This is a genomic window from Reyranella sp., assembly GCF_044224635.1.
GTDB lineage: Bacteria > Pseudomonadota > Alphaproteobacteria > Reyranellales > Reyranellaceae > Reyranella.
The window spans coordinates 1-15,314 of sequence record NZ_JBGAKA010000018.1 but is presented as its reverse complement, the minus strand read 5'-3'; the positions used below and the strand labels follow the sequence as shown (position 1 = coordinate 15,314).

13 protein-coding genes are annotated in these 15,314 nt (G+C 66.9%); 10 read left to right on the top strand and 3 right to left on the bottom strand.

What is annotated here, in order from left to right; all coding sequences use genetic code 11:
• The first annotated feature begins 174 nt into the window (after positions 1-174).
• From ACILR9_RS17170 to ACILR9_RS17125, 10 genes are all read left to right on the top strand, one after another.
• Positions 175-513, top strand: a complete 339-nt coding sequence (locus ACILR9_RS17170; RefSeq protein WP_395711170.1) for a P-II family nitrogen regulator — start codon at positions 175-177, stop codon at positions 511-513.
• A gap of 38 nt (positions 514-551) precedes the next feature.
• Complete coding sequence (locus tag ACILR9_RS17165) at positions 552-1,892, top strand: ammonium transporter (protein ID WP_395711169.1); 1,341 nt, start codon at positions 552-554, stop codon at positions 1,890-1,892.
• A gap of 207 nt (positions 1,893-2,099) precedes the next feature.
• Positions 2,100-2,438: a P-II family nitrogen regulator gene (locus ACILR9_RS17160; RefSeq protein WP_395711168.1), complete on the top strand. Its 339-nt coding sequence runs from the start codon at positions 2,100-2,102 to the stop codon at positions 2,436-2,438.
• A gap of 120 nt (positions 2,439-2,558) precedes the next feature.
• Entirely contained in the window at positions 2,559-3,875 is a 1,317-nt protein-coding gene (locus tag ACILR9_RS17155; protein ID WP_395711167.1) for an ammonium transporter, read from the top strand.
• A gap of 144 nt (positions 3,876-4,019) precedes the next feature.
• Positions 4,020-5,225: an aminotransferase class I/II-fold pyridoxal phosphate-dependent enzyme gene (locus ACILR9_RS17150; RefSeq protein WP_395711166.1), complete on the top strand. Its 1,206-nt coding sequence runs from the start codon at positions 4,020-4,022 to the stop codon at positions 5,223-5,225.
• A gap of 2 nt (positions 5,226-5,227) precedes the next feature.
• Positions 5,228-8,029, top strand: coding sequence for a DNA translocase FtsK (locus ACILR9_RS17145; protein WP_395711165.1), 2,802 nt, complete (start codon positions 5,228-5,230; stop codon positions 8,027-8,029).
• A gap of 11 nt (positions 8,030-8,040) precedes the next feature.
• On the top strand, positions 8,041-9,252 hold the full coding sequence (locus tag ACILR9_RS17140) for a patatin-like phospholipase family protein (protein ID WP_395711164.1): 1,212 nt from the start codon (positions 8,041-8,043) through the stop codon (positions 9,250-9,252).
• Positions 9,253-9,400: 148 nt separating this feature from the next.
• On the top strand, positions 9,401-11,026 hold the full coding sequence (locus tag ACILR9_RS17135; protein ID WP_395711163.1) for an intermembrane transport protein PqiB: 1,626 nt from the start codon (positions 9,401-9,403) through the stop codon (positions 11,024-11,026).
• A gap of 5 nt (positions 11,027-11,031) precedes the next feature.
• Entirely contained in the window at positions 11,032-11,604 is a 573-nt protein-coding gene (locus ACILR9_RS17130) for a membrane integrity-associated transporter subunit PqiC (RefSeq protein ID WP_395711162.1), read from the top strand.
• Between the two features lie 6 nt (positions 11,605-11,610).
• Positions 11,611-12,945, top strand: a complete 1,335-nt coding sequence (locus ACILR9_RS17125) for a paraquat-inducible protein A (protein WP_395711161.1) — start codon at positions 11,611-11,613, stop codon at positions 12,943-12,945.
• Positions 12,946-12,976: 31 nt separating this feature from the next.
• Here ACILR9_RS17125 and hisH read toward each other — a convergent pair whose 3' ends face one another.
• From hisH to ACILR9_RS17110, 3 genes are read right to left on the bottom strand one after another with little or no spacing between them, the layout of a single operon-like run.
• Positions 12,977-13,630 carry an imidazole glycerol phosphate synthase subunit HisH gene (gene hisH, locus ACILR9_RS17120; RefSeq protein ID WP_395711160.1) on the bottom strand — a complete coding sequence of 218 codons (654 nt, stop codon included), beginning with the start codon at positions 13,628-13,630 and terminating at the stop codon, positions 12,977-12,979.
• A 25-nt stretch (positions 13,631-13,655) separates the two neighbouring features.
• Entirely contained in the window at positions 13,656-14,315 is a 660-nt protein-coding gene (gene hisB / locus ACILR9_RS17115) for an imidazoleglycerol-phosphate dehydratase HisB (RefSeq protein WP_395711159.1), read from the bottom strand.
• 45 nt (positions 14,316-14,360) lie between these two features.
• Positions 14,361-15,272, bottom strand: a complete 912-nt coding sequence (locus tag ACILR9_RS17110; RefSeq protein WP_395711158.1) for a DMT family transporter — start codon at positions 15,270-15,272, stop codon at positions 14,361-14,363.
• Positions 15,273-15,314 lie beyond the last annotated feature (42 nt).

Below are 15,314 nucleotides of genomic sequence, written 5' to 3'. Positions count from 1 at the left end.
CAACAAGACCACCCCCAACTCAACTTCGTCACGTCTTGCCGAATTTTTTGCAAGTCCAATGCCAACCTGTTGACACATCCGTGCCTTGATCCCGGCCTGATCTTGGCACGCGCCTTGCTGCTGCCCCGCCTGAGTATTTGGGGGCGGGCGTTCCGCCTGTTGGAGGGCAGCTGAATGAAAATGGTCATGGCGATCTTCAAGCCATTCAAGCTCGACGATGTCCGCGATTCGCTCACCTCCCTGGGCATCCAGGGTCTGACGGTCAGTGAAGTGAAAGGCTTCGGCCGGCAGAAGGGGCAGACCGAGATCTATCGTGGCGCCGAGTACGCCGTGAGCTTCCTGCCCAAGGTCAAGATCGAGGTTGTGCTCGACGACGCCATGGTCGAACGGGCGGTCGAGACCATCCGCAAGGCGGCGGGCACCGGCAAGATCGGCGACGGCAAGATCTTCGTCATGCCGATCGAGCACGCGATCCGCATCCGCACCGGCGAGTCCGGCATCGAAGCGCTGTGATCGCCAGCCAATCGCTCGATGACCAGTAAGAACAGTCGATGACCAATCAAGAATTCGAGGGACATACGATGAAGCGCAAGTTCAACGCGTTGCTTGCCGGCGTCGGGGCAGCCGGTTCGCTGCTGCTGCCGGCACTCGCCTTGGCGGCCGACGAGAAGCCCAAGCTCGATAGCGGCGATACCGCCTGGATGCTGACCTCGACGGCGCTGGTGCTGATGATGACCATCCCCGGCCTGGCGTTGTTCTACGGCGGCATGGTGCGCAAGAAGAACGTGCTCGCCACGGTGATGCAGAGCTTCGCCATCACCTGCATGATCACGGTCCTGTGGCTGATCATCGGCTACAGCCTCGCCTTCACGCCAGGAAGCACCATTATCGGCGGGCTTGGCCGCATCTTCATGCGCGGCCTCACGCTCGACGGCGTTCACGACCTTGCCAAGACCATTCCCGAGACCGTCTACCTGTGCTTTCAGCTGACCTTCGCCATCATCACCCCGGCGCTGATCGCCGGCGCCTTCGCCGAGCGTATGAAGTTTTCGGCCATGATGTGGTTCATGGCGCTGTGGTCGCTGATCGTCTACGCGCCGATCGCGCACTGGGTATGGGGCGGTGGCTTCCTCGGCGATTGGGGCGTGCTCGATTTCGCCGGCGGCACAGTGGTCCATATCAATGCCGGGGTGGCCGGCGTGGTCTGCGCGCTGGTGATCGGCAAGCGCAAGGGCTTTGGCCACGACAACATGGCGCCGCACAATCTCGTCTACTCGGTGATCGGCGCGTCGCTGCTGTGGGTCGGCTGGTTCGGCTTCAATGCCGGGTCGGCGGGCGCCGCCAACGGCAACGCCGGCATGGCCATGGCGGTGACGCAGTTCGCTGCGGCGGCTGCGGCCCTGGCTTGGATGTTCGCCGAGTGGGTGACGCGCGGCAAGCCGTCGGTCCTCGGCGTGATATCGGGGGCGGTCGCCGGCCTGGTCGCCATCACGCCGGCCTCGGGCTATGTCGCCCCGATGGGGGCCCTGGTGATCGGCATCGTGGCCGGCCTGATCTGCTTCTGGGGCGCCACCGGCCTCAAGCACGCCATGGGCTACGACGATTCGCTCGATGCGTTCGGCGTGCACGGCATCGGCGGTTTCTTCGGCGCCATCCTGACCGGCGTCTTTGCCGTCGAGGTGATCGGCGGCGAAGGCAAGAAGGGCCTGATCGACGGCAATGCCGGCCAGGTCCTCACCCAGCTGTGGGGCTCGCTGGTGTGCATCGCCTGGTGCGCCGTGGCGACGTTCATCATCCTCAAGATCATCGATGCGCTGATTGGCCTGCGCGTCACCTCCGAGGAGGAGGTCGAAGGCCTCGACATCAATCTCCACGGCGAGACGGTTCACTAGCGCGCGTCTGGCGAGCTCCAGTCGTCTCCTTCTCGTCCCGGGAACCTGGCCTCCTCCCTGGTTCCCTTGTCCCCGCCGCTTCCGTGTCGCGGCGGCTACTCCAGGCCCGGTGCGTCGTCGCCGGGCCGCTTTTTTGCACTGCGTTTGACGCCAGCCATTGCCCGCGCCACTCTATGATCGGCAGCCGGAAGATCAGGAGGGAAGCGCATGAAGCTCGTGTCCGCCATCATCAAGCCGTTCAAGCTCGACGAGGTGCGGGACGCCCTGACTGGCGTTGGCGTGTCCGGGCTGACGGTGAGCGAAGTGAAGGGATTCGGCCGGCAGAAGGGCCAGACGGAAATCTATCGCGGCGCCGAGTACCTGGTGAGCTTCCTGCCCAAGGTGAAGGTCGAGATCGTCGTCGATGACACCCAGGTCGAGCGTGCGGTCGAGGCGATCCAGAAGGCGGCGCACACCGGCAAGATCGGCGACGGCAAGATATTCGTGACGCCTGTCGAGCAGGCGCTGCGCATCCGCACCGGCGAAACCGGATCCAACGCACTCTAGCGCCGGCTCTACAGCTCGGGCGCGAGGCGGCTCGAGCGAATCCGACCAAGGCGACAGGTACGACGAGAAACAAGGCCGCAAGCCGACAAGACTGCAAGACAAGACGACACGGGAGAGACAATGCAGAGGATGGTCATGCGCATCGGCGCGCCGCTGGCGTGCGCGATGACGATACCGTGCGCCGCGTCGGCGGCAGACAAGCCCACCATCGATACCGGAGACACTGCCTGGCTGCTGGTCGCCACGGCGCTGGTCCTGATGATGAACATCCCCGGGCTGGCGTTGTTCTACGCCGGCATGGTGCGCAAGAAAAACGTGCTGGCGACGGCCGTTCAGGCGTTCGCCGTCGCCGCCCTGGTCACGGTGCTGTGGTTCATGGTGGGCTATACACTTGCCTTCACCGACGGGGCGGCGCTCAATGGCGCGATCGGGTCCTTGTCGCGGGCTTTCGGAGCCGGCCTGCAGGGCAGCGTCCACGCCCTGGCCAAGACGGTGCCGGAGAACGTCTTCCTGATGTACCAGGCGACATTCGCCGTCATCACCCCGGCAATCATCGCCGGCGCCTTCGCCGAGCGCATGAAGTTCTCGGCCATGATGTGGTTCATGGCGCTGTGGCTGCTGTTCGTCTACGTGCCCGTGGCGCACTGGGTATGGGGCGGCGGCTTCCTCGGCACCGCCGGCGTGCTCGACTTCGCCGGCGGGCTGGTCGTCCACCTCAACGCCGGCATCGCCGGCCTGGTCTGCTGCCTGGTGATCGGCCGCCGTCAGGGCTACGGCAGCGAGTACATGGCGCCGCACAATCTCGTGCTGACCCTGGTCGGCACCTCGCTGCTGTGGGTCGGCTGGTTCGGATTCAATGCCGGATCGGCGCTGTCCTCAGGCGAGCTGGCCGGCAGCGCCATGCTTAACACCCATATCTCGGCAGCCGTGGCAGCGTTGGTGTGGATGGCGGTCGAATGGGCGAGCCGCGGCAAGCCCTCGGTGCTGGGTATCCTGTCGGGTGCGGTTGCAGGCCTCGGCACCATCACCCCGGCCGCCGGCTACGTCGAGCCGTGGGCGGCGATGGCGATCGGCGTTGTCGCCGGCCTGGTCTGCTACTGGGCCTCGGTCGTGCTGAAGAACCGCTTGGGCTACGACGATTCGCTCGACGTCTTCGGCGTGCACGGCGTGGGCGGCATCGTCGGCACGATCCTGGTCGGCGTGTTCGCCACCCGGTTCATCAACGACGTCAACAAGGGACAGCCCGTCGGTCTGGTCGACGGCAACGGCGGCCAGATCCTGACCCAGCTCTATGGCGTGGTCGCGGTCGGCGTCTTCTGCGCCGTCGCCACCTGGGTGTTGCTCAAGATCGTCGACGCCCTGGTCGGCCTCCGGGTCGGCCGCGACGAGGAGACCGAAGGCCTTGACACCGCCCTGCACGGCGAGCGGGTGCAGTAGGGGAGCAGGAAAGCTGCCTATTCCTTTGTTGTGACTGCCTAATTTGTTCCTTAGAATGGCCACATAATCTCCCCGGCAGGAGGCGGTGCCTGCTGCCGGATCCATTGTTTTAGTGCGGCCTGACTGGCCTATTGGGTGGTCTCGATGCTGAACCCGCGGCTGACGGAAACGCTGACCGATTTTCCGTTCGCGCGGCTCAACACGCTCATTGCGCCGATCACGCCGCCGGCTCACCTGTCGATGATCAACATGTCGGTCGGCGAGCCGCAGGGGCGGATGCCGGCTTTGGCGCGCCAGATCGTCGCCGACGAGATCGACGGCTGGAACCGCTACCCACCCAATCAGGGCATCCCCGACCTCAACTTGGCGATTGTCGAATGGCTCGGCCGGCGCTACCGCCTGCCGGACGGCCTGCTCGACCCGGCGCGCCACGTCATGCCGACGGCAGGCAGCAAGGAAGGCGTCTACATCATCGCCACGGTGGCGACGCCGCAGCAGAAGAACGGTGCCAGGCCGGTCATCGCGCTTCCCAACCCATTTTATCAGGCCTATCTCGGCGGCGCCGTGCTGTCCGGCGCCGAGCCGCTCCTGGTCAATGCCCCTGCCGAAACCGGGTTCCTGCCCGACTTCGATGCGGTCGACGAGGTCACGTGGCAGCGCATGTCGCTGGTCTACCTCTGCTCGCCGGCCAATCCGCAGGGCGCAATCGCCGATATTTCCTATTTGCAAAAGCTGATCGCCAAGTGCCGGCAATACGACTGCGTGCTGGCGGTCGACGAATGCTACGCCGAGATCTACACGCGCGAGGCGCCGGTCGGCGCGCTCGAGGCGGCGTTGGCGATGGATGACACCGGAGGCAAGGATCCGTTCCGCAACGTCGTGGTGTTCCATTCCCTCAGCAAACGCTCGAATGCCGCCGGCCTGCGGTCGGGCTTCATGGCTGGCGATCCACGCCAGGTCGCGATGCTGCTGCGCTGGCGGACCTATGGCGGTCCGCAGATTCCGTTTGCCGTGCAGAAGGCATCGGCCGCGTTGTGGCGGGAGGAAACCCATCCCATCGAAACGCGCGAATGGTATCGGCGGAACTTTCGCATCGCCGAATCGATGCTGCACAATCGCTTCGGCTACTACACGCCGGGCGGCGGCTTCTTTCTCTGGCTCGATGTCGGCGATGGCGAGGAGGCGACGCGCAAGCTGTGGCGCGAGGCCCATGTCAAGGTCCTGCCCGGCGCCTATGTCTGCCGCGAGACCGACGGCATCAACAGGGCCGAACGCTACATCCGCGTGGCGCTGGTGCACGATGAATCGACAACCCGCGAGGCGGTGAGCCGTCTCGCCGCGGTGCTGTGACCATGGCCATGATGGGCGTCACGTCCTCGCTGGTGCGCAAGACCGCGATCCTGCCGGAGGGGTCGCGCGATTTCCTGCATCGGCGCGCGATGGAGCTGATGGGCTTCGGCGTCGCCGCCGTCGGCATGGTCCTGCTGCTCGCCTTGTTCACCTACAGCTCGGCCGATCCGTCGCTCAATCACGCAACCGGTCGCGCGCCGGTAAACATCATCGGCATGCCGGGCGCCTACGTCTCCGATCTGCTGCTGCAGACTTTCGGCCTCGCCATCATGCTGGTCCCGGTGGCGCTGATCACCTGGGGCGTCCGCATGGTGCGCACCCACCATCTCGGCTTCTTCGGTCTGCGGCTTTCGCTCCTGCTGCTGGCGCTCCTGATGATGAGCGTGGCCTGCGTCGGCCTTGGCGATGTCGGCAGCGCCGCCACCCATGCCGGACCGGGCGGCCTGGTGGGGCTGGCGCTGGTCGGCCGGTTCCGCGAGCTGGTGCTGACCCATTCGAGCGGCGGCGGCCTCGCCCTGATCGAACCGATCTGCGCGGCGCTCGCCTTCATTGCCATGGCGCCGGCGCTCGGCATGAATCGCACCGATCTGCCGCTGATCTTCCGCATCCTGCGCGCGCCGCTGCTGTGGAGCGTGTGGCTGGCCCGTGCCGCCATCGGCCTGTGGCGCGGCACTCCCAAGCCGCTCGACGAGGAGACCGATCAACCCGAGGCCGTGATCGGCTATGCCGAGATTCCCGGCGAGATCGACGCAAGCCAGTACGATCCGGCGCGCTTCGAGGAGATTCCCGAGCAAGGCGCTCCCTTGCCGCCGCGCGAGTCCCTGCTGGTCGATGCGCCCAACGCGCCCATCGAACGGCCGACCGGCGACATTCCCGAGGCGCCCGTGCCGCTGCGTCCGCACGCGCCGCCGGCGCCCGAGTCGGTGCGTGACCGCACGTTGTTCGATCGGCTGGCCGGCCGGCGCATCGAGCCGGTCTTCGCTCGCCGCGATGGTGCTGCCGCTGCGGCCGCGCAGGAGCCAATGGCCGGGCCGGCCGCCGCACCGCCGGCGGCGTCTGAGCCCACGCCGCCGTTCGTCGCCTCGCCGAGCGTTGGCGAACGCGCGACAGAGCCTTCCGCCGGTGGCGACGACAATCCCTTCGCTCCGGACGAGCTGCCCGCCGAGCCGGCGACCCCCGCAGGCGTCGCCTCCGGCGGCGTCAAGATCATCCAGCGCAAGGGCGCGCTGGCGCAGGGCAAGCGCGCCGCCAAGGCAGGCCAGCGCGAGCTCGATCTTGCGACCGGCGAATATCGCCTGCCGCCGCTCGACATCCTGGCGCTGCCGTCGCGCGTCAGCACGGACACCAAGATCGACGAGGAGGCGCTGGAGCAGAACGCCCGTCTGCTCGAGACCGTGCTCGACGATTTCGGGGTCAAGGGCCAGATCGTGAAGGTGCGACCGGGACCGGTGGTCACGCTCTACGAGCTCGAGCCGGCGCCGGGCACCAAGTCGAGCAGGGTGATCGGCTTGGCCGACGACATCGCCCGCTCGATGAGCGCCGTGTCGGCGCGGGTCGCTACCGTGCCGGGCCGCAACGTCATCGGCATCGAGCTTCCCAATGCGCGGCGCGAGACGGTGTTCCTGCGCGAGCTCCTGTCGACGCGTCACTACGAGGACAATCGGCTCAGCCTGCCGCTGGCGCTGGGCAAGGATATCGGTGGCGATCCGGTGATCGCTGACCTCGCTCGCATGCCGCATCTGCTGATCGGCGGCACCACCGGTTCCGGCAAGTCGGTGGCGGTCAACACCATGATCCTGTCGCTGCTCTATCGCCTGCCGCCGGATCGCTGCCGCTTCATCATGATCGATCCCAAGATGCTGGAGCTCAGCGTCTATCAGGACATTCCGCATCTCTTGACACCCGTCGTCACCGAGCCGCGCAAGGCGATCGTCGCGCTGAAGTGGGTGGTGCGCGAGATGGAGGATCGCTACCGCGCCATGAGCGCGCTCGGTGTGCGCAACATCGCAGGCTACAATGAGCGCCTGGGCGAGGCGGCGCGCAAGGGCCAGGCGCTGACCCGCAAGGTGCAGACCGGCATCGATCCCGAGACCCGCCGCCCGACCTTCGAGGACGAGGAGATCGACCTCACGCCGCTTCCCTTCATCGTGGTCATCATCGACGAGATGGCCGACCTGATGCTGGTCGCCGGCAAGGAGATCGAGGCCGCGGTGCAGCGCCTGGCGCAGATGGCGCGCGCTGCCGGCATTCATGTCATCATGGCCACGCAGCGTCCATCGGTCGACGTGATCACCGGCACCATCAAGGCCAACTTCCCGACCCGCATCTCTTTCCAGGTGACGTCGAAGATCGACAGCCGCACCATCCTGGGCGAGCAGGGCGGCGAGCAGCTGCTCGGCCAGGGCGACATGCTGTACATGGCCGGCGGCGGCAAGATCGCCCGCGTGCATGGACCGTTCGTCAGCGACGGCGAGGTCGAGGAGGCGGTGCGCCATCTGCGTGCCCAGGGTGCGCCAGCCTATGTCGATTCCGTGACCGACGATCCGGATGGCGAGGCGGGTGCTGCCGGCCCGGCGGGCGAGGGCGAGGACGGCGAGAGCGACCAGCTCTACGACCAGGCGATCACGCTGGTGGCGCGCGAGCGCAAATGCAGCACCAGCTTCATCCAGCGCTATCTGCAGATCGGCTACAATCGGGCCGCGCGCATCGTCGAGCGCATGGAGCGCGAGGGCGTCGTCAGCCCGGCCAACCATGTCGGCAAGCGCGAGGTTCTGGCGCGCGACATCGACGACCGGGAGCGTTGAGGGGAACACCGATGTCCGAGCGACGTCCACCAAGGCGAGCCTTCCTGCGGCTGGCGGCCGGCGGTGCTGCGACGGCGGCGCTGTCTGGTTGCGATCTGCCGGACCGTGGCCCGCCGGTGCCGCTCGGCAGCACCGCCAAGGCGACCGTCCTCGGGCTCAAGAACGAACGCTTCTTCCCGGTCTCCGGATCGGGCCCGCTCGAATCCGAGTTCATGGGCGCGATGATCGCGCAGATGAAGGCGCGCGGCCTGCGATCTGTCGCCGAAATGCCCAAGCTGCAGTTTCTCGCCATCTCGGGCGGCGGCGAGAACGGCGCCTTCGGCGCCGGGCTGCTGTGCGGCTGGACCGCGCAAGGCACTCGACCGACGTTCGATCTGGTGACCGGCGTCAGCACCGGCGCCCTGTCGGCGCCGTTCGCCTTCTTGGGGCCGGAGTACGATCCGCAACTGCGTGCCGTCTACACCGAGATCGACGCCAGCCAGGTCCTGGCCAAGCGGCGTCTGCTGGCAGCCGTGTTCAGCGACGCCATGGCCGACAACGAGCCGCTCTACAGGACCATCTCGAAGTATCTCGACGACCGAATGATCCGCGACATCGCGGCGGCCTACGATGCCGGACGCCTGCTGCTGATCGGCACGACCGACCTCGACGCCCAGGTTCCCGTGATCTGGAATATCGGCGCGATCGCCAAGAGCGGTCATCCCAGAGCCGTCGAGACCATTCGACATATCCTGCTCGCCTCGGCGGCCATTCCGGGCGCGTTTCCGCCGTCCATGGTCGACGTCACGATCGACGGCAAGCCGTATCAGGAGATGCATGTCGACGGCGGCGCCTTCGCTCAGACCTTCCTGTATCCGGCCGCGCTGACGGAGAATCGTAACGAGCGCAAGCGCCGCGGCCAGCCGGTCATCGAGGCGAATGCCTACGTCATCCGCAACGGGCGGCTCGACCCGGAATGGGCGACGGTCGAGCGGCGCACGCTCGGCATCGCCGGCCGCGCCATCTCGACCATGATCGCCTCATCCGGCTACAACGACGTGATCCGGATCTACAACACGACCCAGCGTGACGGCATCGGCTACAACCTTGCCTATATCGGCCGTGACTTCGACATGGAGCTGAAGGAGCCCTTCGAGCAGGCCTACATGCGTGCCCTGTTCGCCTATGGCTACAAGAAGTCGGAGCATGGCTATAACTGGGTGAAGAGGCCCCCGATCCTGTGACCGGCCAGACGGGCCCGGTGCGCTTGCAGGCCGGTCGATTTGAGTTACCTTCGCGCGCGGAGGCCGTCGCAGGGAGGACATGACCGACACTAGAGAACCGGCACCTTTGCCGACGGCGCCAGTTCGCCGACGTCGCCGGATTCCGCTCGTGTGGATCGTTCCGCTGCTCACCGGATTGATCGGCGCCTGGCTGGCCTGGGATACCTATTCCAAGCGCGGGCCGACCATCACCATCGGCTTCGAGACGGCGGCCGGGCTGACGGCCGGCCAGTCGCAGCTCAAGTACAAGAACGTCGTGATGGGCACGGTGAGGAGCATCGCCATCGCGCCCGACCAGTCGCATGTCATCGTGACGGTGGACACGACGCGGGAAGCCGAGCCGTTGCTGCTCGACACGACGATCTTCTGGGTCGTCAAGCCGCAGCTCTTTGCCGGCAACATAACCGGGCTCGATACGCTGCTGTCCGGCTCCTACATCGGCATGCGGCCGCAGCCCACCGCCACCGGGCAGGCGAAGCGCAATTTCACCGGCGAGGAGGACCCGCCGATCCTGCAGGCGTGGGCCAAGGGCACGGTCTTCAAGCTGCAGACCCACCGGCTCGGGTCGATCAGCCTCGGATCGCCGGTGTTTTTCCGCGATCTCGAGGTCGGCATGGTGCTCGGCTGGGATCTGGTCTCCTTGGCCGAGAACGTCACCATTCACGTCTTCGTGCGCGCGCCCTACGACCAGTATGTCCACCTCGACACGTCGTTCTGGAACGCCTCGGGGATGAGCATCAAGTTCAACGGCGAGGGCATCTCCATTCAGGTCGAATCGCTGCGCGCGGTGCTGCTCGGCGGCATCGCCTTCGATACGCCCTCGGACTCCAAGGAGGCCGCCGCCAAGCCCTATCAGACCTTCCACCTGTACTCGAGCCACGAGGCAGCCCGCACGGCGGGCTTCGGGCACCAGTTGCAGCTGCTGTCCTATTTCCCCGGTTCGGTGGCCGGCCTGGCGGTCGGCGCCGAGGTGACCCTGTATGGGCTCAAGGTCGGCGAGGTCACCGGGGTCGGGCTCGTCTATGACCCGGTGAAGGATCGCATCGTCGCCCCGGTGCATTATCGCGTGGAAGCTGACCGCGTCACCGGCATTGCGACGGTCAAGGGGCTCGAGCCCGGCAAGCTTGCCGAGGAGATGATCCGGCGGGGGCTGCGCGCCACCCTCGAGGCGCCGAGCCTGATCAGCGGCTCCAAGATCGTCGCCCTGCAGGTGATGCCCGACGCGCCGCCGGCCGAGATGAAGCGCGACGGCGATATCTACATCATCCCGGCCATGGAGGCCGGCGGCTTCGACAGCATCACCCGCTCCGCCGCCGAGCTCCTGTCGAAGATCAACCGCATCGATTTCGACGGCATCGGCAAGAGCATTGCAGGTGCGGCGACCGGCCTCGACAACACGATCAACGGCCCGCAGATCAAGGCGACGCTGGCGGCCCTCGAGAAGGCAATGATCGACGTCCAGGACATCGCCAGGAAGCTCGACCAGGGCGCCACGCCGGCGATGAAGCGGTTGCCGGAGATCGCCGCGCAGCTTCAAGAGGCGCTCGCCAGCGCCAGACGGCTGTTCGCTTCGCTCAATGCGGGCTATGGCGACGATTCGCGTTTCCGCCGCGATCTCGATCGCCTGTTGCCGCAGCTCACCGATACCGCCCGCTCCTTCCGCGCATTGGCCGACCTGCTGTCGCGACATCCCGAAGCCCTGATCAAGGGCCGCACCAACACCGGCAAGGAATGAATGCGATGGCTCTCGGCCGACGTCAGTTCGCGAGTCTCACCCTGCCGGTCATGGCGGCGGCCTGCGGAGCATCCCCCGAGCCGAATTACTACACGATCGTGACGCGGACCGGCCCGACCCTTTCGGCCGGCCCCAAGATCGTGATGCTCAAGGATATCGGGCTCGCGAGCTACCTCGACCGTCGCGAGATCGTGCGGTCGTCCGAAGGCTACAAGCTCGATATCATGGCGAACGACTGGTGGGGCGAGTCGCTGGGGGCCATGCTGGCGCGCGTTCTCGTAAGCGAGCTCGGCCAGCGCCTGTCCGGCAGCTCGGTCTATGCCGAGAGCGGCGCGATATCGGTCGACCCCAATGTCGTGGTCGGCGTCAACATCCAACGGCTCGATGCCGACAAGGCGGGGACGCTGATCCTCAATGCCCAGGTCGCCGCGGAGTTCAATCGTCCGCGGCGCATGGCGGCGCGCAATTTCTCGATCTCCAAGCCGACAGCGACGCCGGACATGCGGGGCCTTGTGGCGGCGATCAGCGATGCCGTGGGCGAGCTCGCCGACGGTATCGCCGCCCTGCTGCAGCCCTAGACCGACATGGCGGAGGGGAGTACCGCGCCGGTCACGCGTGCCCAGCTGCACGAATGCCCGGGCTGCGGCCTTTTCCAGGTCGTGCCGGCGATGGCCGCGAACCTGCGCTGCAGCTGCCAGCGCTGCGGCACCGCGCTGCGCTTCACCCGCGCCGATCCGCTGAATCATCACCTGGCGCTGACCGTCGCCAGCCTGGGCCTGTTCGCGGTGGTGTGGCTTGGCATGCTGATGAAGGTCTCGACCGCCGGCATCGTGCACGCGACCGGGCTCGAATCAGGACCGCTCGAGCTGGTCAATCGCGGCCTGTGGCCGCTCGCGATCGCCGTCGCCTTCACCACCGCGATCGCCCCGCTGATCAAGTTTCTCGGCACGATCTACGTCCTGATCGGCCTCAAGATGAGAGTCCTGCCGCCCAACCTGCGCGGCATCTTCCTGATCTCGCGCAAGGTCGGCCTGTGGGCGATGCTCGAGGTGCTGCTGCTCGGCGTGTTCGTCGCTTACACCAAGCTCGGTGACTTGGTGACCATCGAGCTCGGCGCCGCCGTCTATGCGCTGGCTGCGCTCACCGTGGTGGTCGTCTGGGCAGAGCTGGCCCTCGATTCGCAGGCGGTGTGGGAGGAGATCGAACGGCGCGGCCAGACCCATGCGCCGATGGCGCCGCGCACCGATGCGCTGCCGCTGCTGCAGCTGCGGCCGGGGTCCGTGGGATGCGAAGGCTGCGGGCTCGTGTCCGTTCCGGCCGACGGCGATGGCCATTGCCCGCGCTGCGGCTCGGCCCTGCACGAACGCAAGCCGGGCAGCATCTCGCGCACCTGGGCGCTGGTGATCGCCGCCGCCGTGCTCTACGTGCCGGCAAATGTCTACCCGGTGCTCACCGTGATCCAGCTGGGGGCAGGGCAGCCAAGCACCATCCTGGGCGGCGTCGAGGAGTTGCTCGCTTCGCAGATGTACCCGCTGGCGCTGCTCGTCTTCTTCGCCAGCATCCTGGTGCCGATGTTCAAGCTGGTTGCCCTGGTGATCATGCTGCTTGCCGTCCAGATCGGGCGTCCGGAGGCGGGGGCCTCCATCCTGCTGCGCGAGCGGACCGTGCTCTATCACGTCGTCGCCTGGGTTGGACGCTGGTCGATGGTCGACATCTTCATGGAATCGCTGCTGGGCGCGCTCGTCCAGTTCGGCAACGCCGTGACCATCGAGCCCGGCATCGGCGCGCTCGCCTTCTGCGCCGTGGTGTTCATCACCATCTTCGCCGCCGAGTCCTTCGATCCGCGCCTGATGTGGGACGCCGCCGGCCGCAACGCCCACCAGCCGCTGCCGTCGCCCTCATTTGCCTCCCCCGTGTGACGGGGGAGGCAAATGAGAGGCGAGGCGGACCTTACGGCTTCCAGCGCAAAAAATTCGTGATCAGCCGCAGCCCCGTCGCCTGACTCTTCTCCGGGTGGAACTGCGTGCCGGCGACATTGTCGCGGCCGACCATCGCGGTGATCGGCCCGCCGTAATCGGTCAGTGCCAAAACAGTCTCGCGCTTGCGCGCTTCGAGCTGGAAGGAATGGACGAAATAGGCGTGATTGCCGGGAGTGATGCCCGCAAGCAGGGCATGCGGCGCCAGCTCCGACAGCTCGTTCCAGCCCATGTGCGGGATTTTCAGGACCGTACCGCCGGACCCGCGCCGTGGGTCGATGCGCACGACATCACCGTCGATCCAATCGAGCCCGGCATGAACGCCGTATTCGACGCCGCGCGTGGCCATGAGCTGCATGCCGACGCAGATGCCGAGGAACGGCTTGCCGCGCTCGATGACCTCGCGCTGCAGGGTGTCGACCATTCCCGGCACGCCGTAGAGGCCGGCGCGACAATCGGCGAAGGCGCCGACACCGGGCAGCACGATGCGATCGGCGGCGGCGACGTCGTGCGGGTTGGCGGTCACCAGCACGCGGTCGTCCACGCCGCCCTCGCGGGCCGCCCGTTCGAAGGCCTTGGCGGCGGACCGCAGATTGCCGGAGCCGTAATCGACGATGGCGACAGTCATGGAAGCCCGAGGCGGAGTGGTTTCGTCAGAGCACGCCCTTGGTGCTGGGCACCGCCGAGGCCTGCCGCGGATCGATCTCGACCGCGACACGCAGCGCCCGGGCGAGACCCTTGAAGCAGCTTTCGACGATGTGATGGTTGTTCTCGCCGTAGTGGTTCCAGACATGCAGGGTGAGCCCGCCCAGCTGGGCGAAGGCCTGGAACCATTCCTTGAACAGCTCGGTGTCCATGGTGCCGAGCTTGGGCTTGCTGAAGGTCACCTTCCAGATGAGGTAGGGCCGGTTGGAGGCGTCGAGCGCCACCTCGGTCAGGGTCTCGTCCATCGGGATATGGGCGGCGCCGTAGCGGCGGATGCCGGCGCGGTCGCCCAGCGCCTTGGCCAGGCACTCGCCGAGCACGATGCCGCTGTCCTCGGTCGTATGGTGGTAGTCGATATGCAGGTCGCCCTCGGCGCGCAGCGTGATGTCGATCAGGCTGTGCCGGCTCAGCTGCTCGAGCATGTGGTCGAGGAAGCCGATGCCGGTCTCGATGTCGTATTTGCCGGTACCGTCGAGATTGATGGCGGCGGCGATGCGCGTCTCCTTGGTCGCCCGCGCGACGAACGCCCGCCGCCCGCCCTGTCCGGGGGTGACGAGGATCTCGGTCGTGGCCTGGGGAGCTGCCTTTTTCCTGGCCGGGCGGGCCATTCCTGCACGTCCTTTCGCCCTGGAGTCGTAAATGGGCCGCCCCGTTCATACAGGAAGGCGCGCCGCGCGGTCGAGCGGGAGACGCGTCAGAATGACGCCCAGCAGCACCACCAGCCCGCCCAGAATGCGGGAAGGCGTCAGCGGATCGCCGAAAAAGGCGGCCGACAGGCCGACGCCGGCGATCGGGATCAGGTACATGTAGACCATGACCCGGCTGACCCCGAGCCGTTCGAGTCCGACGGTCAGGCCGAGGAAGGCGACTCCGACCGGGAAGATCGCCGTGTAGAGCCAGTAGCCCAGGAGCCGGTTGTCGAGCCGCGCAAATTCGCCGAGCGAATCGAACAGGAGCGCGATCGGCATCAGGAGCAGCGAGCCGATCAGGGTCGTCCAGGCCATGACCGGCAAGGCCCCCAGCCGGAGATTGTAGGGCGCGCCGTGCTCGACATAGAGCGCCCAGGCGAAGGCGGCGAGCAGCCACAGCCCGACGCCGTCGAGGCTGCCCGCCGACGGGGTCCAGGCGCTGAGCGAGTTGTTGACCACCACGACGACCCCGGCGAAGGCGATCGCGATGCCGGTCCAGCCGAGAGCCGGCAGCCGGCGGCCGCCGAACCACGCCAGGATGGCCGAGAAGGCGGTCGTCGTGGTCATCACGATCGAGCCTAGCGACGGCGGTGTGCGCGCCATCGCCAGGCCCCAGCAGGCCTGGAACAGGCCGACCCCGACCAGCGACAGCACGACCATCGGCAGCCAGTCGCGGCGCGGCAGGGCGATCGGCCGGCGCATCAGGACCATGACTGCAAGCAGGAACAGGCCGGCCACGAGATAGCGCGATGCGCTGTAGAGCAGCGGGCTCATGACGGCCAGCACATCCTTGGCGAAGGGATAGCTCGAGCCCAGCAGCATGGTCGTGGCGACCATCACGGCGTCGCCGGTGAAACGGGAAGGCTTTACGGACAAGGCTTGAACCTCCCCTGGATTCTGTCGTCCTGAGCGTAGCGA